At 40.8% G+C, this 22,184-nt stretch carries 23 protein-coding genes and 1 tRNA gene; 5 read left to right on the top strand and 19 right to left on the bottom strand.

The window, feature by feature from the left end; translation table 11 throughout:
- Nucleotides 1–203: 203 nt before the first annotated feature.
- The 15 genes from RWM02_RS10645 to RWM02_RS02075 form a co-directional block, all read right to left on the bottom strand.
- Complete coding sequence (locus RWM02_RS10645) at nt 204–1,466, bottom strand: methyl-accepting chemotaxis protein (RefSeq protein WP_314068796.1); 1,263 nt, start codon at nt 1,464–1,466, stop codon at nt 204–206.
- Between the two features lie 11 nt (nt 1,467–1,477).
- A complete protein-coding gene (locus RWM02_RS02140; protein WP_314068795.1) occupies nt 1,478–1,981 on the bottom strand; it encodes a PAS domain-containing protein in 504 nt (167 codons plus the stop codon).
- Between the two features lie 19 nt (nt 1,982–2,000).
- On the bottom strand, nt 2,001–3,251 hold the full coding sequence (locus RWM02_RS02135; RefSeq protein WP_314068794.1) for a type II secretion system F family protein: 1,251 nt from the start codon (nt 3,249–3,251) through the stop codon (nt 2,001–2,003).
- Nucleotides 3,248–5,005 (bottom strand): GspE/PulE family protein, encoded by a 1,758-nt coding sequence (locus RWM02_RS02130; protein WP_122863678.1) that lies wholly within the window; start codon nt 5,003–5,005, stop codon nt 3,248–3,250. Before RWM02_RS02130 ends, RWM02_RS02135 begins: the two co-directional genes overlap by 4 nt.
- 110 nt (nt 5,006–5,115) lie before the next feature.
- Nucleotides 5,116–6,021 carry a transformation system protein gene (locus RWM02_RS02125; protein ID WP_122863023.1) on the bottom strand — a complete coding sequence of 302 codons (906 nt, stop codon included), beginning with the start codon at nt 6,019–6,021 and terminating at the stop codon, nt 5,116–5,118.
- Nucleotides 6,014–6,835 carry an ATP-binding protein gene (locus RWM02_RS02120; protein WP_122863022.1) on the bottom strand — a complete coding sequence of 274 codons (822 nt, stop codon included), beginning with the start codon at nt 6,833–6,835 and terminating at the stop codon, nt 6,014–6,016. The genes RWM02_RS02125 and RWM02_RS02120 overlap by 8 nt, the downstream gene beginning before the upstream one ends.
- Nucleotides 6,825–8,360 carry a pilus (MSHA type) biogenesis protein MshL gene (mshL, locus tag RWM02_RS02115; protein WP_314068793.1) on the bottom strand — a complete coding sequence of 512 codons (1,536 nt, stop codon included), beginning with the start codon at nt 8,358–8,360 and terminating at the stop codon, nt 6,825–6,827. Before mshL ends, RWM02_RS02120 begins: the two co-directional genes overlap by 11 nt.
- On the bottom strand, nt 8,338–8,760 hold the full coding sequence (locus RWM02_RS02110) for a hypothetical protein (protein ID WP_314068792.1): 423 nt from the start codon (nt 8,758–8,760) through the stop codon (nt 8,338–8,340). The genes mshL and RWM02_RS02110 overlap by 23 nt, the downstream gene beginning before the upstream one ends.
- The gene (pilO, locus tag RWM02_RS02105) at nt 8,739–9,401 is read right to left on the bottom strand and encodes a type 4a pilus biogenesis protein PilO (protein WP_314068791.1); all 663 of its coding nucleotides are present in this window, start codon (nt 9,399–9,401) and stop codon (nt 8,739–8,741) included. Before pilO ends, RWM02_RS02110 begins: the two co-directional genes overlap by 22 nt.
- The gene (locus RWM02_RS02100) at nt 9,401–10,912 is read right to left on the bottom strand and encodes a hypothetical protein (RefSeq protein WP_314068790.1); all 1,512 of its coding nucleotides are present in this window, start codon (nt 10,910–10,912) and stop codon (nt 9,401–9,403) included. The genes pilO and RWM02_RS02100 overlap by 1 nt, the downstream gene beginning before the upstream one ends.
- Before the next feature lie 110 nt (nt 10,913–11,022).
- Nucleotides 11,023–11,892: a GTPase Era gene (gene era, locus RWM02_RS02095; protein ID WP_314068789.1), complete on the bottom strand. Its 870-nt coding sequence runs from the start codon at nt 11,890–11,892 to the stop codon at nt 11,023–11,025.
- The gene (gene hslU / locus RWM02_RS02090; protein WP_314068788.1) at nt 11,889–13,211 is read right to left on the bottom strand and encodes an HslU--HslV peptidase ATPase subunit; all 1,323 of its coding nucleotides are present in this window, start codon (nt 13,209–13,211) and stop codon (nt 11,889–11,891) included. The genes era and hslU overlap by 4 nt, the downstream gene beginning before the upstream one ends.
- A gap of 7 nt (nt 13,212–13,218) precedes the next feature.
- Nucleotides 13,219–13,752: an ATP-dependent protease subunit HslV gene (gene hslV / locus RWM02_RS02085; RefSeq protein ID WP_314068787.1), complete on the bottom strand. Its 534-nt coding sequence runs from the start codon at nt 13,750–13,752 to the stop codon at nt 13,219–13,221.
- Entirely contained in the window at nt 13,753–14,199 is a 447-nt protein-coding gene (gene rplI / locus RWM02_RS02080; protein WP_002945216.1) for a 50S ribosomal protein L9, read from the bottom strand.
- A 14-nt stretch (nt 14,200–14,213) separates the two neighbouring features.
- Nucleotides 14,214–15,437, bottom strand: a complete 1,224-nt coding sequence (locus RWM02_RS02075; RefSeq protein WP_314068786.1) for an argininosuccinate synthase — start codon at nt 15,435–15,437, stop codon at nt 14,214–14,216.
- A 166-nt stretch (nt 15,438–15,603) separates the two neighbouring features.
- Between RWM02_RS02075 and RWM02_RS02070 the strand changes: the two genes are divergently transcribed.
- The 4 genes from RWM02_RS02070 to RWM02_RS02055 are packed head-to-tail and all read left to right on the top strand — an operon-like array spanning nt 15,604 to nt 18,230.
- Entirely contained in the window at nt 15,604–15,849 is a 246-nt protein-coding gene (locus RWM02_RS02070; protein ID WP_314068785.1) for a S4 domain-containing protein, read from the top strand.
- Nucleotides 15,846–16,247 (top strand): tRNA (adenosine(37)-N6)-threonylcarbamoyltransferase complex ATPase subunit type 1 TsaE, encoded by a 402-nt coding sequence (gene tsaE / locus RWM02_RS02065; RefSeq protein ID WP_314068784.1) that lies wholly within the window; start codon nt 15,846–15,848, stop codon nt 16,245–16,247. Before RWM02_RS02070 ends, tsaE begins: the two co-directional genes overlap by 4 nt.
- Nucleotides 16,240–16,968, top strand: a complete 729-nt coding sequence (gene lptB, locus RWM02_RS02060) for an LPS export ABC transporter ATP-binding protein (protein WP_297968160.1) — start codon at nt 16,240–16,242, stop codon at nt 16,966–16,968. Before tsaE ends, lptB begins: the two co-directional genes overlap by 8 nt.
- Nucleotides 16,968–18,230, top strand: a complete 1,263-nt coding sequence (locus tag RWM02_RS02055) for an RNA polymerase factor sigma-54 (protein ID WP_314068783.1) — start codon at nt 16,968–16,970, stop codon at nt 18,228–18,230. The genes lptB and RWM02_RS02055 overlap by 1 nt, the downstream gene beginning before the upstream one ends.
- Nucleotides 18,231–18,459: 229 nt before the next feature.
- Here the strand turns inward: RWM02_RS02055 and RWM02_RS02050 are convergent, their stop codons facing one another.
- Genes RWM02_RS02050 through RWM02_RS02035 form a run of 4 tightly spaced genes read right to left on the bottom strand, consistent with a single transcriptional unit; the run spans nt 18,460 to nt 21,707 of the window.
- Nucleotides 18,460–19,275 (bottom strand): adenylosuccinate lyase, encoded by an 816-nt coding sequence (locus tag RWM02_RS02050; RefSeq protein ID WP_314068782.1) that lies wholly within the window; start codon nt 19,273–19,275, stop codon nt 18,460–18,462.
- Between the two features lie 35 nt (nt 19,276–19,310).
- The gene (locus tag RWM02_RS02045; protein ID WP_314068781.1) at nt 19,311–20,033 is read right to left on the bottom strand and encodes an arginyltransferase; all 723 of its coding nucleotides are present in this window, start codon (nt 20,031–20,033) and stop codon (nt 19,311–19,313) included.
- Nucleotides 20,027–20,248 carry a hypothetical protein gene (locus RWM02_RS02040; RefSeq protein ID WP_314068780.1) on the bottom strand — a complete coding sequence of 74 codons (222 nt, stop codon included), beginning with the start codon at nt 20,246–20,248 and terminating at the stop codon, nt 20,027–20,029. Before RWM02_RS02040 ends, RWM02_RS02045 begins: the two co-directional genes overlap by 7 nt.
- Nucleotides 20,241–21,707 carry an acetyl-CoA carboxylase subunit A gene (locus RWM02_RS02035; protein ID WP_314068779.1) on the bottom strand — a complete coding sequence of 489 codons (1,467 nt, stop codon included), beginning with the start codon at nt 21,705–21,707 and terminating at the stop codon, nt 20,241–20,243. Before RWM02_RS02035 ends, RWM02_RS02040 begins: the two co-directional genes overlap by 8 nt.
- 395 nt (nt 21,708–22,102) lie before the next feature.
- Here RWM02_RS02035 and RWM02_RS02030 point away from each other — a divergent pair.
- A tRNA-Arg gene (locus tag RWM02_RS02030) sits at nt 22,103–22,179 on the top strand.
- Nucleotides 22,180–22,184 lie beyond the last annotated feature (5 nt).

Raw genomic sequence — 22,184 nt, 5'->3', positions numbered from 1 at the left:
AGAGTGTAAATTTATGCCTATAAGATTAAAACGAATCCAAGATATTTTTTATTACGCTTAGACGCGATTTGATTTATATTCTACGGCCAGGGATTGTAATATTTTTGCTTTTGTCGACATGCTTTAGATTGATTTTTTGAGGTAGAGTGAGAGGATTAAATTTGAGCCAAACGTTTTAAATTTGGCTCAAATTTCATACAACGTTACTTTACGCTTTCTTCGATCGTTGCGTCTATTATATTAAATATCTCGCCGCTTGCTTGTTTGACTTTAGCAAATCTATCGACGAATTTTTGGATATCGTTCATATTGTAACCATTTTTTGAGTCGTCTAGGTTAGCTTTTACTAGATCGCTTATTTGTTTTGCGGGAGCGCTTGCCTTCTCGAAGCTTTTTGAATTTGCAAAATACGCCGCCGCACTCTCATACCATGCGTTTAAATTTAGCGTTTGTTTTTGCATATTTTCGTCGTCGCCTCTTTCGTTGATGACGTTTCTGTACGCAGTCTGTAGATACGTCACTCGGTTGATCTTGCCGATGATGCCGATTGTTTTGTTTTCGACGTATTTTGAGATTTTTGCGCTTTGCGTCGCACCCTGGCTAAATACGTTCACGGCATCCCTAAATTTAGATACGCTTACGTTTGCGACTTGCGCTATTTGCGTGATTTTATTGGAGTTGTCGTTTAGATCGTTTGTTTGTTGTTGTAAGGTTTGGATATTTATGCCGATTTCGCTTGTAGCTTTTTGCGTATTTTCGGCTAGTTTTCGCACTTCGTCCGCGACCACGGCAAAGCCTCGTCCATGTTCGCCGGCGCGCGCCGCTTCTATGGCTGCGTTAAGAGCGAGCAGATTTGTTTGCTCGGCGATATCTTTGATCAAATTTACTACCGATGAGATTTCTTCAGTTCTGTGAGTTAAATTTTTAATGGCTTGGGTCGACTCTGTGATCAGGTGTTCTAGGTTGCTCATATTTTGGCTGAGTTCGCTTACGGCCGACATGCTTTCGCTAGCCTTCACCGAAGTGTCTTGCGCCATGGTTGAAATTTGGGTTAAATTTTTAATACCCTGATTTAGATCGTTTTGTACTTCTAAAATGCCGTCGTTTCCACTCCCGAGCTCGCTAAATTTTTCGGAGAGTATGCCTCTGGTTTTACCTTTTTGTCCGGCTTTTATGCCATCGACGCCCTCGCTCATGGATATAGCGTTGGTTCTAAAAAGACCGCGAAAACCATCTGTGAAAATATTTCTATAAGGTATCCCGCTTTCGGCCGATTTTACGCAAGTATTCATCTCTCTTTGCAGGGCTTCGACTTGATCGAGCAAGTCGTTTATGCCGATGGCTATTTTACCGATTTGCGAATTTTGATCGACTTGTAAAATTCTAGGTTCCAAAAAGCCATTCCTGGCTTGCTCAATTACGTTTAAAATTTCATCGTAACTTACTTTTTCTTTTTTAAAAAACATATCACTCTCTACTACAATCTTTGTAAATTATTCATCAGCTCATCATAGCTTTTATTTTTTTCTTTTAGAACACTTTCAAGCAGTCTTGACGACGCCTCTATACCGCCGCTCTTTTCGGCTTCTAGTAGTTGCTTGTAAAGCGGAATAATGATTTCTAAAGCTTTTGGGTTTAGTTTTCGTCTAACGGAATAGTAACCGATAGTGTTGCCGTTTTGATCAAGCGAAGCCGTCACATTTGCAAACACCCAATAAAATGAACCGTCAAAGCTTTTGTTTTTAACGTAGGCAAAAACCTCTTTTTTATTTTTTACGTGCTCCCATAAAATTTTAAAAATAATGCGCGGCATATCGGGATGCCTTACGATATTGTGTGGCTTTCCGATAAGCTCATCACCTTTTGCTCCGACTATTTGGGCAAAAGGGATATTGCAATAGGTTATTTTGCCCTTTGTGTCGGTTTTTGAAACTAAAAACGCATCGGCGTTAACTTGACGCTCAACTAAATTATTTTGCATTATTTCTTTAACTTCCTGCTTATTGTCGCCCTTGGACGGCATTTCCAAGATCCCACATAGGCATAAAAATACCAAGCGCCAAAAGGATAACCATGCCGGCCATAAATAAAAGCATGATCGGTTCGACGTAGCTTGAGATATTGTCGACTAGGTCGCTAAATTTAGCCTTGTAATAGTCGGTTATCTTTTCTAGCATCGCATCTATCGCACCGCCTTTTTCGCCAGCGCTTAGCATCTGTATAAGCATGCTTTCGTAAAGCTGAGTATCTCTAAAAGCCTCAGTTAAAGATACGCCTCTTGAAACCGCGATCTTGATCGTAGCGAGCTTGTCGTGTATTTCTTGGTTTTCTACTGTTAAAGTTGCTGTTTCAAGAGCGTCGGCGATAGGAATACCGGCTCTTACAAGCTCTGTAAAAATAAGGTTAAACCTGTTCATGGTCGAATAGAATATTATTTTATTAATCAAATAGACTTTTAGTAGGAATTTATCAAATTTATATTTAAAATCATGGTTTGTTCTATAGAAATATTTTATGATATATATTGTGGCTATAAAACCGGCTAATATGTATAGGCCGTAATTGCTTAATGCGCTCTCAATGGAAAGAAGAATGATTGTAGGGAGAGGCAGTTTAGCTCCAAGCTGCTCAAAAATTTCCCTAAATTGAGGAACGACAAATAACATCAAAATGACAAAAGCTATAGCCATCGCAGACATTACTATAATCGGATATCTAAGAGCTTTTTTAAATTTTCTCTGGTTTTCCCAAACTTCTTGCAAAATTTCAGATAGCTTATGTAGCGACTCAGACATATTACCTGTGCTTTCGCCAAGTTTCACCATAGCCACAACTACGTCGCCGAGCTCGCTCTTAAATTTGGTTATAGCATCGGTTAGACTTTGACCCTGGTTAAGGTCGTCGTTTAAAGCTGCAAATATAGCCTTAAGTCTCTTATCCTCTGTGGATTTAGATACTTCTTTGATGCTATCGTGTATTGAAATTCCCGCATTAGTCATGACGCTTAGCTGCCTAAAGGCAGCAATTAGGTTATTGATTTTTATTTTTGAGCCACCTAGAAAAGTCGAGGCTTTACTCATTAGATCGGCAAATTGTTCTTCTAATGGAACGCTTTTTGTTTCTCCGACTTTTACTATTACGCCGGCATTTTTGTTTTTTGCTATAGCCTGCGCTTCGCTTCTGTTGTTTGCCTTTAAGGTCATCTTTTGGCGACGACCATTAGCCATATATTCAACTTCAAAAAATTTCATACTTTAGCCACCCTAAATACTTCATCTATTGTTGTAATGCCTCTTGCAGCCCTTATAACACCATCCTTAAACATGTCTATAAAATGCTCTTCGAGCGCTACTTTTTTTATTTCTTCTTTTGTGGTTCCGTTTGCTATCATTGCCGCGATCTTATCGCTTATCGGCAAAACTTCACTTATCATCTCTCGTCCTACATAGCCAGTTTGCGAGCATTGATCGCAGCCGACATGCTTATAAAATTGATAATCTTGCGGTAAAAAGTCTTGAAACTGCTCTTGCAAATTTGACGGTAAAACTGTTTTTTGTTTGCAGTTTGGACATAGCTTTCTAACAAGCCTTTGAGCTTCTATCGCCACCAATGCGCCGCTAATTAGATACGGCTCGATCCCCATATCGGCGATTCTCGTTACGGCGCTTATTGCATCGTTTGTATGAAGCGTTGAAAATACTAAGTGTCCTGTAAGTGCGGCCTGAATGGCTATACGAAGCGTTTCCTGGTCTCTGATCTCGCCTATCATTATGATGTCCGGGTCTTGTCTTAAAATAGAGCGAAGAGCTGAAGCAAAAGTGAGTCCGACTTTTTCATTTACGTGGACTTGCTGAATCATATTTAGCTGATACTCTACCGGATCTTCGACGGTTATTATTTTTGTCTCAACGCTTTTTATATCGTTTAATGCAGCGTAAAGAGTGGTTGTTTTGCCGGACCCGGTCGGTCCTGTAACTAATATAATGCCATAAGGGGCTTTCATTGCTTTATTAAATTTATCAAAGGTGTTTGGATGCATGCCTAAATTTTCAAGGCTAATTAGGACCTTTGATTTATCTAAAATACGTAAAACTATGCTCTCGCCGTGAAGTATCGGTAAAGTAGAAATACGAAAATCGTACTCTTTGCCGGCTACTTGAGCAGAAAAGCGCCCATCTTGAGGTTTTCTGCGTTCAGCTATATCCATATTTGATAGTAGCTTCATGCGCGATACTAGAGGCGGAAAAAGGTCTTTATCAAAGATAAAAAGTTCAGCCAACATGCCGTCGATTCTGCCTCGCACGACACAGTTTGTTGCTGTAGCTTCAATATGTATATCGCTTGCGCGGCTTACTATAGAAGTTCGCAAAATAACTTCAATCAATTTTAATATGCCGGAGCTATTTTCATTTGCGTTGCCGCCTATTACCGTCGTTGACGAGAGCTCTTTTCTGATCTCGGCAACTATACCTTTAACGCTATCGTTTAATTCAACTTTGCTTAGATATTTGTCAATCTTTGAGGGATCCGCGATAACGGGCTTTAGTAATTTTCTATTGAACACAGCCTGAAGTCTATCTTGCCCAGACATATCAAAAGGATTTTTAAATGCAACATATACGGCGATCTCATCTTCTTTTATGGGTAGCGCTTGGTATGTTTTTAGTTGATTTAGCTGGACTTTCTCGCAAAGCTTGTAATCTATATCAATGTTATCTAGATCAATATACTCAAGCTTAAATTTGGTTGCTACTGATTTTAGAAAATCTTTTAAATTTACAGCGAAATTTTCTACGATATCATCGATCGTAATGCGTTGTCTTTTGTAGAGTTCGCCAAGTATATCGTATATAGAATCGTTTTGTAAATTTGGTGCTTCCTTGTGAAAAATTGATTCAAAATCTTTTTTTTCTCTTAATGCGGTTTCTATATTCGAATATTGTGCTTGGGTTATTAATTTGTTTTTTAAAATATCAGTTAAAAATATTTCATAAATTTTTTTCACAAAAAATACCTTTTTACATTTTTAAGATAATAATATATGGGAACACGTAGACTAAGATTACTACCTTAATGCCTTAAATATCCACTAATATTTGATAGGACGATTGCTCGTTACAGAGCAGTATCGTCCTCTATTTGTCTCATAAGGTCTTCGATATTTGCAGAATTTGCTTTATCGTTGTATATTCTAAGAACGCTTATTGCATCATCTTTTTGTTTTAGGTTATATTTCGACTTTGCAAATATTATCCAGCTCTCTTCATTGTTGCTATCAAGCTCATTTGCTATTAGTGCCCATTTTTCACTATTTTTATAGTCTTTGATGTCATAGTATCTTCTTGCAATCAGTACTGCAATATCGGAACTATTTGACTTTTCAAATTTAGCGGTCAGTTCATCTACCGAAACATCTGAGCCGGAAGATTGAATTTGGAATTTGTTTAGATTTTGAGAGCTACTCATGCTTTTTGCGACAATAGGCTTTTCAGAATCAAAATTTATCATTTCTTCTGTTGGTGTTTTTACTGCAACTTGTCTGCCACCAATGCTTTTATGCATATTGTCTACCGGTGCCGGCTGTATATCTTGTGGTATATCGTTTGCATTTACCCAACCGTGCTGCTGAATTTTAGTATTGATATTGTCCGAGGCATCTTCGTTTGCGATACTGTTGTTTTGAGAATTTGATATATTTTCGGTTCCGCCAAAATTATCAGAATTTAACAAAGTATTGTTGCTTGGATCGATTTTTTGCTCAGGCTCAACATTTTCAGACTGTCTTATAGTATCTTTATTGCTTTCCTTGATATCTTTGCTAATTGTTGTGCTACTAACATTATTTACTAGCGAGTCCTTTAGTAAGTAAAAAGTAAGCGAAGATACTGAAACCGATATAGCCAAAACAGCTGAAATGGCGTATATGTAGTTCTTTTTGTCTGAAAACTTAAACTCTTTTCTCTTTTTGTCGTAGGCTCTCCATCGCCTTTCTAGCTCCAATATCTCATATGTTTCAAGCATCTATAAGCTCCGATTTGATGGCTGCCATCTCTAAAATTTTCGTTACCATTTTGTCACCGCCTATTATAGTTGGTTGATTTGCATCAAAATATTCATAGAGTTCAAAAATATTAAACATAAGTTTGTTTAGCATCCTTAAATTTCCACGACTTAATTCATTCAAAAGCCTAAATTGCTCTTCAGTAAATTTTAAAAATATATAGAAAAATTGACTATTCTGAAGTTTATTTTCTAGATAAACTTTCATTTCCTCTGTGTCAACAGAGCCCATTTCTATACTTTCCCACACTCTTGATTTAAAATAATCCCTTGATAGTACATCTTTATCGACGTTTTCATGCGTGGCAAATAAAAATTTAAAAAGACCACTATCGGACATTATGCGAATTTTTTCTAATAAAATCTCAGGATAAAGTTGTGATTCGTCAAGAATAACTATTATTTGCTTTTTTTCTTGGCTATCTTCAATTTTAGCCTCATATATTTTTATAAATTGCTCATAAGTTTCGATTTTTTCTTGAGACTCTTTTTTAAAAATCCCTTCATATAATGATTTTACAAATTCCGATTCATTAAAAAACGGGTACGGAAAAAATAAAATATCGTCGCGATCTTTAAGATCGCTGACGATTTTTTTTAGCAAAAATGTTTTTCCGCAGCCAGGCTTGCCATAAAATAAAATTAACTTTGCTTGTTTTTGCAATAAATCCAAAATCTTTTTATATGCGATAATGGATTTATCTAAATTTATATAGTCATTTTCTTGTGCAATATCAATAAATATATTTTTAAGAGTAGTATATTTATTGTTCATATATTGACCTCGAAAAACCTAAGTCTTTAAGAGACTGGTTGATTGGGGTAGCATTTGACACATCTACTATTCTTGGTGTTATTATAAATACGAGCTCTGTTGTTTTAATGTTATCTTTCGTGCTCTTAAATGCATGTCCAAGGACAGGAATATCACCAAGTAAAGGAACTTTAGAATTTTCTTTGCCTTTTGACTGCGCTATAAGCCCACCTAAAACTATAGTGTCACCGCTATTTACCTGAACAACTGTAGAAAGTTTCTTTTGTATAGTATCAGGCGCAATTTCTCTTATACTCGTGCTCTGCCTTACATCGTCTTCATTATATTTGAAACTGCTAAGGGATGGGTTGATGCGCAACATGATTTTATTATCGTCCGAAACCTCTGGCAAGATATTTAGTAAAATTCCTATAAAAACAGAATATTGTTTATATGTTATGGTGGTTCTACCATTTAGAGCATTGTTGTTTTGACTTTCTTCTTGAACACGGTAGTTCACGTTATCGCCTACCGAAATCAAGGCTTGTTGATTATTTAGTGTCGTGATTTTAGGACTTGATACAACTTTTGTTTTTCCATTTGTTTCTAAAAAATTTATAACACCATCTAGATTAAAATTAAATCCGGCCATTAAATTTAGCGTTTGATTAAAGCCGGCATTAAAGCTGTTTCCTCTATTGGACCAAGTAAGAGTTCCTCCATTGTTTTGTCCTGCAAGTGGGCCGCCGGTCGCAAGACCGGTTTTGAAGCCAACACTAAATTTGCTCCAATCAATTCCTTTTGTATAATTATTTCCCAATTCAACAGATACAATAGTAACATCTATTATAACTTGCTTTTTGAGTCTTTCTTGCACATCTTTAATATAGTCAGATACTCTTCTTAGCTGAGATGCTGTACCAGTTACGGTAACCAATCCTGCATTTGCGTTAATAATAGGATCTGGTGCAACTATGTTTTCCGTTGTATTATTTAATATGGCCTTGATTTCTGTATCTAATTTTTCCCAGAAATCAAATTTTTCAACTGTTCTTATTACGTTATCAAGCTTACCGCCGCCTTTTGTGATATCTGTTTGTCCTTCATCTTTTTCTTCGTCGCCAATCTCAATTGGGGCAGAATCAACAGAAGCTTTTGTGATTGCGGTTCCTTCTCTAACTGACGTTATATAATCAATCTTAAATGTTTTAGTCTGGAGAGACGAAATTTTTAGTATATCCTGAGAAAAGGTATAGCTCATATCTTTTTCGGAGAGTAAAAGGCTAAAAATTTCATTCAGCGTTTTGTCTTTTATATTGATTCCAAAAAGCGGTTCACTTATAGCGTCTTTGGCAAATTGATCTTTTGTGACGACACTAAAATGACACATATCTGACAGTTGTGTTAAAATCTCTTGAACAGAAACTTGTTCGTTGATTTTGAGATTAAAAACCCTTTTTTCGCAACTATTAGCACTTGCTGCAGTTAGTGATAAAGTAGTAATAATGGATATGGTAAAAATTTTATTTAATTTTGATAACGACATTGTTATTTGCCCCTTTTGTTAAATTTAAATCGATTTTTTCATCTTTGTTTATTAATGTAACACTCTTGGATTTAATGTTCGCAAGTTCATACTCGCCAACACGATCCTTTGCTTGATACCACTTGCCGTTTATTTTAGCCTTATTGTTAAAAATAGCTTGCAGATCAAATGTGTCGTCAAAAGAACCATTGTTGTCATGATTTATGGTTTTTAGTTTTAAAAAAGGATCAGAAAGGCTTTTTAGCTCAGAATCGCTTAAGCCTTTTCGCTGCTCATTGATTGCACTAAAAAGCTGATCATAGTGCTCCATTTCTGCTTGAGAATTATTAGCTAGAGATACAGAGCAAAGCATTAATATAAAAAATAAGACTCTATTTTTCATTGATATTTCATCCCCCATATGTAAATTCCCATATTTCCTTTTAATTTGCCATTGGTAGAGTTTATATCTATTCCATTGACGTCCACTACAAGTTTTGATTCTTCAATAGCATTGATATAGCCTATAATATCTTTATAATTACCATCGACTGAAACGTTGATATCAAGTATTTGCTCTATTTTTTGCGCATTAGGCTCTTTGAAGGTATTTACAATTTTTGTTATTTTTACATTATTTTTATTTGCCAAAAGGGCCAAACTATCTAAGAAATCAGCCCAGCTTTGCTCATTAAAAATTAGATATGATAACTCTCTGAGTTTATTGTCAAAATATTGATTCATATTTTTAGCATCCGCAAGTTCGTTTTGTCTTTGCTTCAGCTCGTTTTGTTTCTGATTTATTTTAAAATTTCTATCATTGTTTCTATCATTGTTTTGGCTTACGCTATCTAGATAAGTATTTACTTTATTTAGTTCCTCGGTTATTTGACTATTGGTTGACATTGAGACATCATAATAGTCCTCTGCGTACTGTATAATTGCATAATATGCAATAACGCCAGATAGTACGAGTGCCATAAATAGCATTATTGTAACTTCGCTTGGTTTTTTCCCGTCGAAATAGTTATCGATTTTTACAAGTGCATTATCTTTTTTCATTATTTAATCTTTATAGTGACATTTGTTTCATATGATAGTACTCCATAATTTTTATCGAGCAAAATTTCCCTCGTCAAAATGGAGTATCTTTCAGAATTGCTTACATTTTGTATAAGCTCCGTTAATTTTTTTTCATCTTTACTTACCAAAGTAACTGTCATGTTTCTATCTGAGTTATTGATTTTTGCAGTTTGTATGTCTTTATTATTTATTAGATTGCTAAGCTCAAACAACACGATACCTTTCATAGGATAATTAACTTTTTTGTCATAAATTTCGCTAATGGTATTTTTTCTAAAGTTAATTTTTTCTTGTTCTGCCTCAATTAACTTTGAAGTGTCTGAAATTTGTTGATCAATAGCTGCTAGAGCTCCCTCTATTCTTATTTTATCTGCATTATTGATTTCGTATTCGCTTTTTTTGTCGGCAGTATCTATATCGGTTATAATTCCTGATACGTAAAGATATAATGGATGTAATAGGCCGAGCAATAAGCCAACCAATACATATGTAACAAGTTTACCGCTACTGCGTTGAAATAGCGGCAACGGGCGCAAGAAATTTGAGAAATTAAAGTCGTTTTCCTGGGTTTCTTTATAATATTGCGCATTAACCACCATAATATTATGGATGTTGCTTATCTCAATTTCTTTTGAATTTATTGCAATATTTAGCTCAAGATTTTTGGTTGGTATATTTAGTTTTTCTTGCATAAATTCTGCAAAATCACCCATTATTGCATCAGCTACTATATATATGCTTGAAATACTTGACCCATTAAACCTGCTAAGACTATTTACAATATCGCCTATATAATAAGCTATCTCGTCAAAAATTTCTGTTATGAAATTTTTATTTTTATCATCAGGCGTATTTGTTCCGTGTTTAAGTATATTTAAAAACGCACTATCGTTTAATTTATCTCCGCTTAAAGTAGCAAATTTTTCGCTAATGTTTTTTATAGAATATCTAAGCGGTCTTGACTGAATATACTCTCCGTTGTAGTAAACTGCTATAAAAGCGTCATCCTCTTGTATTACTATAAAGGCTTCCGTATCTTGAGTAGAAAGTATGTTCTTTTTGTATAATGCATCAAACGCCAATGGAGCAGGAACTACGTAATCTATAAATGGAATCTTCTTTATTGCTAAAGAGTACAATTTGTCTGTAGATAAAACATCAGATATGAATACATTAAAAATTTTAGTATCGGATGAGATATTTGGAACCTCATTGTACACTATCTTGTATTCAGTTGCTGGATCTAGGTTAAATTGTTCATAAGCTTTTATTGTTATTAGGTTTGATGTATCGTCTTCTTCGGTAGATATCGGAATTTCCACGCTTCCTACCGTGATATCTTTATACTTGACATACGATATGAAAAAACTGTTTTTATTAGCTTTGCTTAATTCCGTTGGAAAAATTTTATTATTAGAAAAAGCATAAGAGGTTTGCAGATACGGATCGTATGTGACTATGCTTCCTGTATCGCCTTTGTTTTTTGCCATAGTTTAAATTTCCTCCAAACAAATAATCAATTGTATGATTGCAAAAAAATAATAGAACCCACAACCAATGGCGTTATTATAGCACAAAAATTAGGCAACTTAATAATTATTTATAAAATATTCAAGCTTTTTATAGTTTTTTCGTCTTTACGCCAGTCTTTTTTAACGACTACAACGAGCTTTACGAGGATTTTTTGTCCCGTAAAATTTGATATTAACTTTCTTGAATTTATCCCGATTCTTTTGATGGTTTGCCCGTTTTTTCCGATAATCATAGATTTATGTATCTCGCGCTCGGTGATTATGGTGGCATAAATTTCAGTTATTTCCGGTTTTTCTTTGACCTTATCTATGAGCACGTCGGTAGAGTAGGGGATCTCGTCGCTTAGATTGTCGTAGAGCGCCTCAAGGATAAATTCACGAAAAATTTCCTTTTCATTTGTCGGCGTTAAAAATTCCGGATCGTAAAAATACTCGTGCTCGGGCAAAAGCTTGCAAATTTCATCCAAAAGCGGCTTTTTGTAGGTTTGCTTTTTGACGCTAAAAGGCAAAAGCGCGGTAAATTTGTCTTGAAATTTTTGATACTGTGCGATTTTTTTAAGCACTTTGGCGTTTGAGACTTCATCGACTTTGGTAAGCACCAAGACATGAGGTTTTTGCGGATTTAGATTTAAAAATTTGACGTAATCGTCTATGTCGTCGTGAATAGGCGCCAAAAATACGATTGCATCGCAGTCTCCCATCGATTTTATCGCTTCGTTTATCATGAGTTTGTTTAGCGTCTTGTTGCTCTCGTGAAGTCCCGGCGTATCTGTAAAAACGATCTGATCTTCGCCGTTCATCACGATACCGCTGATCTTGCGCCTCGTGGCGTTTTGCTTGTGCGAGACGATGGTGATCTTCGCATCAAGCAAAAAATTTAAAAGTGAGCTTTTGCCCGCATTTGTACGGCCTATGATGCTAACAAAGCCCGATTTCATAAGATATATCTCGCTAGATCCTGGTCCTCAACGACGTCCGAGAGGCGCTTTTCTACGAGGGCTTTATCCACTTCTACAGTCTCGCCGCCGTGCTCGTTAGCCTCAAAGCTGATATCCTCGATCACGCGCTCGATTACGGTGTGAAGGCGTCTAGCACCGATATCTTCCATTTTTTCGTTGGCGTTTTGAGCTATTTTAGCGATAGCTCTGATGGCTTCATCGTTAAATTTAAGTTCCACGTTTTCGGTTTTTAAAAGCGCTTCATATTGCTTGAGTAGAGAATTTTTAGGCTGAGTTAAAATTTGATACAGCGCGTTTTCATCTAGGCTATCAAGCTCAACTCGCAGCGGGAAACGCCCCTGAAGCTCCGGGATTAGATCGCTTGGCTTGCTGATGTGAAAGGCTCCCGCAGCGATAAAAAGTATGTGGTCGGTCTTTATGGCGCCAAATTTGGTCGTCACGGTCGAGCCCTCCACGATAGGTAGCAAGTCGCGCTGCACGCCTTCTTTGCTCGGATCTTGCCTGCCCGAGTTTCCGGAGCTCACCGCGACTTTATCGATCTCGTCGATAAAGATTATGCCCTCGTTTTCGGCCCTTCGCACGGCTTCTGTTTTGATGCTCTCCATGTCTAAAATTTTATCGCTAGCTTCGTTTTTGAGCGCCTCTTTGGCGTCTTTTACCTTCATCTCTTTTTTGACGGTTTTGTTGCTTAGGCCGATGATTTTGACGAAGCTCTCTTGCATTTGCGCCATATCGGGCGGCACGTTCGCACCCGTGTCAAAGCTGTTTTGCACGACCTCTATCTCGATGCTTAGATCATCTAGATCGCCGTTTTCGAGCCTGCTCATCATCTTTTCGTAGCTTTTTTCGTAGTCTGCTTTTTTCTCTTCGCTCGCACCCGCCGGTAGAGGCGGCAGGAGTTTTTTTATTATCTTATCTTTTACGTATTCGTCGATTTTTTCGCGATTTTTTTCGCGCTGTTCGGCTTTAACCAAATTTACCGACGCAGCCGCCAGATCGCGCACCATGCTTTCTACGTCGCGTCCGACGAAGCCCACTTCGGTGTATTTGCTAGCTTCTACTTTGATAAACGGCAAGCCCATCATCTTTGATAGACGCCTTGCGATCTCGGTTTTACCCACGCCCGTCGAGCCTATCATTAGGATGTTTTTTGGCATGATATCGTCTTGCATTGTTTTATCTAGTTTCATCCTGCGGTAACGGTTTCGCAGCGCGATGGCGATGATCTTTTTGGCGTCCTTTTGCCCGATGACGTAATCGTCTAAAAATTCCACTATCTCTTTTGGGGTTAAATTCATCTTTTCTCTATTCTAAAACGTAGGTTTTTATATTCGTGTTCGTGTAAATGCAAATTTCGCCCGCGATCTTTAGGCTCTCTTTTACGAGCTCCTCTTCGTCGACCTGAGCAAATTTATCCAGAGCTCTGGCTGCGGATAGGGCATAGTTGCCGCCGCTTCCGATAGCGGCTATCTTGCCGTCCTCCGGCTCTACGACGTCGCCCGTTCCGCTCAAAAGAAAAATTTTCTCTCTATCAAGCACCAGCATCATAGCTTCTAGCTTACGCAGATATTTATCCTTGCGCCACTCTTTGCTAAATTCGATCACCGCTTTTAGCAGGTCGCCTTTGGCGTGATCTAGGTTATTTTCAAACATATCAAAGAGATTAAACGCATCGGCGGTGCTGCCGGCAAAGCCCGCTAGGACCTTGCCGCCGTGGATTTTGCGTATTTTTACCGCGTTGCCTTTTAGCACCGTGTTGCCAAAGCTTACTTGCCCGTCGCCGCCGATGACTGATTTGTTCTTGCCTTTGTAGGCTAAAATGGTAGTCGCGTGAAACACTTATTCGCCCTCGACGTCTAGTTTTAGCGTAGCTCGCACGGCGTGGCCGAGCTTGACGTCCACTTCGTATATGCCGGTCGCTTTTATAGTGTGCGCAAAATCAAACGCCTTTTTATCTACGACTAGATGATGATTTTTTTCTAGCGCTTCTGAAATTTCATCCTTCGTTACCGCGCCAAATAGCGCGCCGTTTGCTCCGAGCGGCTTTTTAACCTTGAGCGTGATTTTTTCGATTTCGGATTTTAGTTTTTCTATGTTTGCGATCTCGTATTTTAGCTCTTCGGCCTTGCGTTTTTGCTCGGCTTCGTACTGGCGCAAAACATCTGGAGTCGCGGCTTTAGCAAAGCCTTTGCCGATTAGAAAGTTATTTCCGTAGCCTTCTTTTACCTCTTTGATTTCGCCGGCTTTTCCGAGCGATTTTACGTCTTTTATTAGTAGTACTTTCATTTTTATCCTTTTATTTAGTTAAATTTGCGTCCGTTTTTGCGTCCGATGATAAATCTTAGCGCGTTTAGCTTGATAAATCCGTTCGCATCTTTTTGATCAAACACGCTATCTTCTTCAAACGTGCAAAACGCTTCGCTAAAGAGATTGTCCGTCTTGCTGTCGCGTCCTAGTACGATTACGTTGCCTTTGTAGAGCTCGACTTTGACCGTGCCGTTTACGTTTTCTTGGCTCTTGTCGATGAGCGCTTGCAGCATGATACGCTCAGGCGACCACCAGTAGCCGTTATAGATGAGCTCTGCGTAGCGAGGCATCAGCTCGTCTTTTAGGTGTGCCGCGCCGCGGTCTAGCGTGATGCTCTCGATCGCGCGGTGAGCTTTTAGCATTATCGTGCCGCCCGGAGTTTCGTAGCATCCGCGGCTTTTCATGCCGACCGAGCGGTTTTCTACTAGGTCGAGTCTACCGATACCGTGTTTTGCGCCTAAGCAGTTTAGCTCGGCTAGCAGCGCCGCAGGGCTCATTTTTTTGCCGTTTATGCTAACGGGATCGCCTTTTTCGTAGCCGATTTCTATTATTTCGCTTTCGTTCGGAGCGTCTTTTGGACTTACCGTCCAGCGCCACATATCAGCTTCGGGAGCGTGAGCAGGGTTTTCAAGCACTAAGCCCTCGTAGCTGATATGGAGCAAATTTGCGTCCATAGAATAGGGGCTTTTGCCCGGTTTCTTTTCTATTTTGATGCCGTTTTTTTCGGCGTATTTTAGTAGCTTTTCGCGGCTGTTTAGATCCCACTCGCGCCAAGGAGCGATGATGGTTAGGTTATCTCCCAGCGCGTAGTAGCCTAGCTCAAAGCGCACTTGGTCGTTGCCTTTGCCTGTAGCTCCGTGGCTCACGCCGTCGGCGCCTACTTTGACGGCGATTTGGGCTTGTTTTTTAGCTATTAGCGGGCGAGCTATCGAGGTGCCTAGCAGATACTCGCCCTCGTAAACGGCGTTTGCTCTAAACATCGGAAATACGAAATCTCGCGCAAATTCTTCTTTTAAATCCTCTATAAATATATTTTCGGGTTTTATGCCAAGCTCTAGCGCTTTTTGGCGTGCGGGTTCTAGCTCCTCGCCCTGACCGATATCGGCGGTAAAGGTTACCACTTCGCATTTATACTCGTCTTGCAGCCATTTTAAAATAATGCTCGTATCAAGTCCGCCCGAATAGGCGAGAACGACTTTTTTCACATCTTTTTTCATTCTCTATCCTTTATATTGAGATGACGCGTATTTTAGCCAAATTTGATTAATTTGGAATAAATATTTCCGCTAAAATCGCGTGCTCTAAACGTCAAATTTACATTAAATTTAATATGTAGCGGCGAGGAATTAAAAATTTAAGCCAAATTTGGCTAAAATCGCCGCCATGAGAGTAGATAAGTTTTTAAATACCGTAAATATCACAAAAAGGCGCGCGGTCAGCGAAGACATGTGTAAAAGCGGCGTCGTGAGCGTAAATGGCGTCGTCGCCAAACCGGCTAAAGAGGTCAAGATCGGCGACGTGATAACGATCAAATTTTTAACGAGAGGGGCGCGCTACGAGGTGCTAGCGATCCCGGAGACCAAAAGCATCCCAAAATCAGCCCAAGCGCTATACGTAAAAGAGCTATGATAGAGCTAAATTTGGGACTTGGCGAGCTTGACGAGGTGGTAAAAATTTTACCACAAAGCGGCGTCGTCATATTGCAGGGAAATTTAGCCAGCGGTAAAACGACGCTTGTTAAAGCCATCGTAAAGGCTCGCGGCATCGATGCGGAGGTTACTTCGCCGACGTTTTCGGTCATGCAAAGCTACGGAGATAAAATTTATCACTACGATATCTATCAAAACGGGCTTGACGCAATTTTACAAAACGGACTTTTTGAAAATTTGCTAGAAGAGGGGCTTCATCTAGTAGAGTGGGGCGACGAGCGACTGGAAAAGGCGCTAGAAAATTTGGGCGAAAAATGCGTCAAGGTAGTTATCTCGCCTAGCCAAAAAGGGCGAAAATACGAGGTTTACGGTGCATAAATTAGAAGTTAAAGATTTACAAAAAACGATCAAAAAAACAAACATCATAAAAGGCATCTCGCTAGAGGTCAAAAGCGGCGAGGTAGTAGGGCTGCTGGGCCCAAACGGTGCGGGCAAAACGACGACGTTTTATATGATCTGCGGACTTATCTCGCCATCTAACGGCAGCGTGTTTTTAGACGGCGCGGACGTGACGAAGGTGCCGCTACACAAGCGCGCGCATATGGGTATCGGCTATCTGCCGCAAGAATCAAGTATATTTAAAGATCTCTCCGTCGAAGAAAATTTACTTCTCGGCGCCGAGATCTTATATAAAGACGAAGCCGTCCGCGAGAAAAAAGTAAACGAGATGCTAAATTTGCTAAATATCGAGCCCATACGCCTGCGAAAGGGCGTGAGCCTAAGCGGCGGCGAGCGCAGACGCTGCGAGATCGCTAGAAGCCTCATCATCACGCCTAAATTTTTGCTACTGGACGAGCCTTTTGCCGGCGTCGATCCGATCGCCGTTAGCGACATACAAAGCATCGTTCGCGATCTAAAAAAGCTTGGCATCGGCGTGCTCATCACCGACCACAACGTCCGCGAGACGCTAGCTATTTGCGACCGCGCCTACGTGATCAAGGACGGTAGCCTGCTGGCTAGCGGCAGCGCAAACGAAGTCGCGAATAACAAACTCGTGCGCACCCACTATCTGGGCGAAGAGTTTAAATTTGTAGAATAATGCTAAAGCAAACTCAAGCTCCAAAAAATAAGCTCTCGCACACGTTAAGATCGTGGCTGCCGATACTTAGCAGCAGCGTCGAGGAGCTAAAGGAGACGCTTGAGCCGTTTTTAGCGGATAATCCGTTTGCTAGCGTGCAACAACGAAATTTAAGCGAGCTACCGAGCGCCGCGCCATCTAAAAAAGATAAAAATTTCTTCAAAGAAATATCAAAAAACAGCGTAACAGACAATATCGAAAGCTTTAGCGTGGCTAAAACCGGGCTTTACGACAAGCTAATCGAGCAGATAGATAAGCCCCTTTTTCCGACCGAAAAATCCCAAAAAATCGCAATGAAAATCATCGAGTGCATAAACGAGGAGGGCTACTACGAGCCTGAAGTCTTTGACGAATTTAGCGAGGCGGAGATTGAGTCGGTGCGAAAGCGGTTTGCCTACCTAGAGCCCGCCGGCATCGGCGCAAAGGACTACAAAGAGTGCTTTTTGTTTCAGCTTGAGGAGCTAAATTTGGACGAGAAGCTCTTTGAAAGCGCTAAAAAGCTTGCGTTAAATTTCGAAAACCTCTCCCAAATGCGCAAAATCCCGCTCTACAACGAAGCTCTCGCCGTCATCAAGAGGCTAAAAAATCCGCCCGCGATCGAGTATATGAGCGAGGCTGCGGCGATCATCCCCGACATCGTCATAGACACGAGCTCGGGCGGTATCGAGGTGCGCATTAACGACGACTTTTATCCCGAGATCGTCATCGACGTCGAGGGGCTGGACGAAAAAGAGAGCTTCGTCGCCTCGCGCGTAAAAGAGGCAAAAGACCTCATAGACGCGCTTGATATGCGAAAAGCCACGCTGCGCAAGATTGCCCTCATGCTAGTGGAGTATCAGTATGATTACTTTTTCGGCGGCGACATCAAGCCTATGCGTCTAAAGGATATCGCCGAGGATCTGGGACGAAACCCCTCAACCATCTCGCGCGGCATCTCAAACAAATACCTCGAATGCTCGCGCGGGCTCGTGCCTATAAAGAGCTTTTTTTCCGCCGCGATAGATGAGGACGTCTCAAACAAGGCCATCAAGGACTTCGTGGCAAATCTCGTCCGAAACGAAAATCCCGCCAAGCCGCTTAGCGATCTGAAAATTTTGGAGTTTATAAAGAAGGAATTTAACGTCGAGGTCGTCCGCCGCACGATAACCAAATACCGCCTCGCGCTAAATATAGGCAGCTCCAGCGAGCGTAAAAAAACCTATCTGCTGCAATCGGGAAAGTAAATTTGTCGCTTTGGGCAGGGCAAATTTGCCCTGCACGACGCAAATTTGAATAGGTTTTGGATACCGCTTGAGATTTTAAATTCGGTTGTTTCGGTTTTTGCGGTTATAAAATTTGCAATAATAATGTATAAATTTAGCGATGTCGTAAAAAATACTCTAAAAAAGGCGATAGTGGCCAAAACGCAAATTTGATTTAGCGTCAAATTTGCTCAAATTTAAAAAAGCAAATTTACTCTGTTCCCGCCTCAAGCTCCTTAAAATACGGCTTCAAGCTCTCATAGGCGTTTTGGATACGCTGAAACTGCGCTTTGCACTCGTCCAAAAGCTCGGGGCTAAGCGCGGCGTGAAAGTCGGGGTGATAGGCTTTAACAAGCTCCAGATAGCGGTTTCGCACCTCCTCGAAGCTATCGTTTTTATCGCATCCAAGCACCGTAAAATGATCCTCGAAAAGGCTAGCCAGCGCGGCAAATTTAGCTTCGTTTTTCTTGGCGCAGATTTTGATGCGTTTTTTAAATTTTTCAAATTCCTCTTCGTTATAGTTAAAGATGATCGAAAATTTCATATATTCGCTTTTGTTAAACAGCTCCTCTAGGCGCGCGCATTCGTCTAGGTTTGCGATATTTAGGGCTATTTGACCCTCGGCGGATAAAATTTGCTTTGATTCAAAGCCTCTGATGATGTGCGAGATGAAGGCTTCATTTGAGCGATCGAAGCTAAATATCGCGCCGCCGCGCACGAAAGCGACATCGACGAAAACCATGGTTTTGAGCGAGTTTGGTTGGATGTAGTGGAGTTTGATGGTTTTATACTCGGCGAAGTTTAAATTTACGTTTTTTAGCTCGTATCTTTGGCAGAGTTTTTTTAGAAATTTGACGAAATATTTGCGCTGAACCTTCTCGTTTTCGTCGTAAAACGACATCACTTTGCCTTTTTGCCCCAGCGTCTTAGCGAAGTTTCGCTTTATGAGCGCTTGCAGCTCGAAAAACAGATCCGCATCCGATGTTTCTATGCTTAGAGATTCTAGATTTTGACTTACTTTTATCAAATTTTACCTTTATAAAACGCATTTAAAAGCATTTTTTATTCCGCTTTTTCCCATACGGGCGTCTGCTCTAGCGGGACGTATTCGCGCAGACGCTCGTAGGGCTTGTAGTCGGACTTGTAGGCCAGGCTAGGGCAGTCTTTGACGTAGTAGCCTAGGTATATCCAGCGCAAATTTAGCTGCCTAGCTAGTAAAATTTGCTGATAGAGCGAGTATCTGCCGATGCTAAGGTCTGCAAAATCAGGGTCGTAATAGCAATAAACCGCCGAGATACCGTCGCTAAGGATATCCACGAGATCGACGCCGATGAGCCGGCCGTCTGCAAAATACGCAATCTCCTTGCCAAACTCCGCGTGTCCCGCGACGTAGAGCTCGTAGTAGCGGCGAAAGTCCAGCTCGTAGTACTTCCACTCGCGCTTTTGCTGCATAAATTTATGGTATTTTTTGTATAGCGCCACGTGCGCGTCGTCTATGAGCGGCTTTGTGAGGATGATTTTGGTGTTTTCGTTTTTGCGTATAGTGCGGCGGGCGGATTTGCTAAATTTAAAATTTAGCGCATCGACCCTGATATTTACGCACTCGCGGCAACCCGCGCAGTTTGGCTTGGAGAAATATTTGCCAAAGCGCCTAAAACCGCGCCTAGCTAGAGCGTCGTTTACGGCAAAGTCGCAGCCGTCTATGTAGCGATACTCCATGCGCGAGTCCCTGTCCTTGAGGTAGGGGCAGGGGCTAGGCAGGGTGGAAAACGGCACTACTAGCACTTTTTGATATCCGCGTCCTTGACGTAGGCTAGAAACTCACCCTGCAAATTTTGCTCTTTGTGTGCGATGGCTTCTTCTTTGCTAAAAGTTTTTGGCTCAGGCTTTAAATTTTGCTTCGCGGCGTTTTTGGCGGCTGAATTTGAGCTCAAATTTGCATTTTGCTCCTTTTGAAGCTCTTTTTTTATATCCTTTAAGCTATCGAAAAAATCATTCATCCGCGTGCTCCTCTTTAAATTTCCTGGCGTCTTTTACTCTTTGTATCGCGGCGGCGATGGCGGCGATCACCTCTTCGTTGTCCTCGTTGTCTTTGGTTTTCATCTTTTCTAGCAATGTAGGCATCTTGTTTTCGACGTAGGATGTGTCGAAAAATCCTCGCCTAAAGTCGCGTTCCTTGCTGATGCTGAGCAAAAACGGGATCGTGGTTTTGACGCTACCTTCGATCGTAAACTCATCCAGCGCGCGTTTTAGTTTATTTACGGCTAGATCGTAGCTAGGCGCACGCACGATGAGTTTAGCTAGCAAGCTATCGTAAAACGGCGGTATCTGATAGTCTTTATACAGGTGGCTATCCACGCGAACGGAAGGGCCTAGAGCAGGGTAGTAGCCGCTGATCTCGCCGGGGCTCGGGATGAAATTTTGCCATGCGTCCTCGGCGGTGATACGAGCCTCGATTGCAAAACCCTGCGTAATGACGTCGCTTTGCTCCATGTCTAGGATTTCGCCCGCCGCGATACGGATCTGGCGCACGATGAGATCCACGCCCGTGATCTCCTCGGTCACGCCGTGCTCGACCTGGATACGGGTGTTCATCTCCATAAAATAAAAGTTGTTGTAATCATCGAGCAAAAACTCGATCGTGCCGGCGTTGGTGTAGTTTACGGCCTTTGCCGCTGCGACTGCGGTCACGCCCATGCTTTTTCGCAAACTTTCGCTCATCGTCGGACTCGGCGCTATCTCGAGGATCTTTTGGTGGCGGCGCTGGATCGAGCAGTCGCGCTCGGCTAGGTGGATGATGTTGCCGTAGTTGTCGCCTAAAATTTGAAACTCGATGTGGCGCGGATTTACGACGTATTTTTCCATGAAAACTTCGTCGTTGTTAAAAAATGCCTTAGCCTCGCGCTTGCAACTTTCAAAGCTAGATTCTAGCTCCTCTTCTTTCCACACGACGCGGATGCCGCGGCCGCCGCCGCCGCCGCTAGCTTTTAGGATAACCGGATAGCCGATGCGCTCGGCGTAGAGTTTGATATTTTCTATCGTTTCGTTGTTTAGCTTTTCGGTGCCCGGCACGATAGGGATGCCGTTTTTATTCATTAGATAGCGAGCGATGTTTTTATTGCCCATTTTTCGGATGACATCGGCTGTGGGTCCTATGAAAACCAGCCCCGCATCCTCGACCTCTTTGGCAAATTCGTAATTTTCGCTCAAAAATCCATATCCTGGGTGTATCGCGTCTGCGCCGCAGGCTTTTGCAACCTCGACTATGCGCTTGGCGTCTAGGTAACCCTTGATCGGATCGATGCCGATCTGGTAGGCCTCGTCGGCTATTTTGACGTGCAGGCAGTCTTGATCTGGCTTGGTGTAGATGGCGACGTTTTTGATGTGTAGATCTTTGCAGGCACGGATCACGCGAACGGCGATCTCTCCGCGGTTTGCGATCAAAATTTTATGTATCACTTGGCTTTCCTTTCTTTATCGTTTTTCAAATTTTACTCTTTTTTGCTTGCTGACGCTTGAAATCTGCTTTTTTAGAGCTCGATCTTTGTTATGTCGTCTTAAATTTGTTTTTTTACTATCTTTGCTGTTTTACTATTAATTTTTTGGCTTTTTCCTTAATTTGTTTCTATATTCTAGTGATTGCGACTGCTTTACCAGGCACACTTGTTTTTAATTAAATTTGCCGTATAAGATAACATAAAGATTTTTTATAGACGATTAAATATGGCAAATTTAATACATAAATTTTAATTTTGATGTAGTAGGGTGGGTAAAAAATGAAATTTTTACAAATATATCAAAATTTATGAAAGATTTAAGAAATCTTTGGCTATACTTCACATTTCTTTTAAAGTGCGCTCGTAGCTCAGCTGGATAGAGCATTTGATTGCGGTTCAAAAGGTCAGGGATTCGAATTCCTTCGAGCGCACCATTTAT

It is taken from the genome of Campylobacter showae, assembly GCF_963515975.1.
GTDB lineage: Bacteria > Campylobacterota > Campylobacteria > Campylobacterales > Campylobacteraceae > Campylobacter_A > Campylobacter_A showae_F.
Note: the sequence above shows the minus strand (reverse complement) of the source record. Positions and strands in the feature narration are given on the sequence as shown.

What these genes read in the sequence shown, in the direction of transcription:
- pilO (WP_314068791.1), bottom strand. Translation starts at nt 9,401, where the DNA reads ATGAAAAAAGATAATGCACTTGTAAAAATCGATAACTATTTCGACGGG.
- hslU (WP_314068788.1), bottom strand. Translation starts at nt 13,211, where the DNA reads ATGAATTTAACCCCAAAAGAGATAGTGGAATTTTTAGACGATTACGTC.
- RWM02_RS02110 (WP_314068792.1), bottom strand. Translation starts at nt 8,760, where the DNA reads ATGGGGGATGAAATATCAATGAAAAATAGAGTCTTATTTTTTATATTA.
- mshL (WP_314068793.1), bottom strand. Translation starts at nt 8,360, where the DNA reads ATGTCGTTATCAAAATTAAATAAAATTTTTACCATATCCATTATTACT.
- RWM02_RS02125 (WP_122863023.1), bottom strand. Translation starts at nt 6,021, where the DNA reads ATGCTTGAAACATATGAGATATTGGAGCTAGAAAGGCGATGGAGAGCC.
- RWM02_RS02070 (WP_314068785.1), top strand. Translation starts at nt 15,604, where the DNA reads ATGAGAGTAGATAAGTTTTTAAATACCGTAAATATCACAAAAAGGCGC.
- era (WP_314068789.1), bottom strand. Translation starts at nt 11,892, where the DNA reads ATGAAATCGGGCTTTGTTAGCATCATAGGCCGTACAAATGCGGGCAAA.
- RWM02_RS02055 (WP_314068783.1), top strand. Translation starts at nt 16,968, where the DNA reads ATGCTAAAGCAAACTCAAGCTCCAAAAAATAAGCTCTCGCACACGTTA.
- RWM02_RS02040 (WP_314068780.1), bottom strand. Translation starts at nt 20,248, where the DNA reads ATGAATGATTTTTTCGATAGCTTAAAGGATATAAAAAAAGAGCTTCAA.
- RWM02_RS02120 (WP_122863022.1), bottom strand. Translation starts at nt 6,835, where the DNA reads ATGAACAATAAATATACTACTCTTAAAAATATATTTATTGATATTGCA.
- rplI (WP_002945216.1), bottom strand. Translation starts at nt 14,199, where the DNA reads ATGAAAGTACTACTAATAAAAGACGTAAAATCGCTCGGAAAAGCCGGC.
- RWM02_RS02100 (WP_314068790.1), bottom strand. Translation starts at nt 10,912, where the DNA reads ATGGCAAAAAACAAAGGCGATACAGGAAGCATAGTCACATACGATCCG.
- tsaE (WP_314068784.1), top strand. Translation starts at nt 15,846, where the DNA reads ATGATAGAGCTAAATTTGGGACTTGGCGAGCTTGACGAGGTGGTAAAA.
- RWM02_RS02140 (WP_314068795.1), bottom strand. Translation starts at nt 1,981, where the DNA reads ATGCAAAATAATTTAGTTGAGCGTCAAGTTAACGCCGATGCGTTTTTA.
- RWM02_RS02135 (WP_314068794.1), bottom strand. Translation starts at nt 3,251, where the DNA reads ATGAAATTTTTTGAAGTTGAATATATGGCTAATGGTCGTCGCCAAAAG.
- RWM02_RS02075 (WP_314068786.1), bottom strand. Translation starts at nt 15,437, where the DNA reads ATGAAAAAAGATGTGAAAAAAGTCGTTCTCGCCTATTCGGGCGGACTT.
- RWM02_RS10645 (WP_314068796.1), bottom strand. Translation starts at nt 1,466, where the DNA reads ATGTTTTTTAAAAAAGAAAAAGTAAGTTACGATGAAATTTTAAACGTA.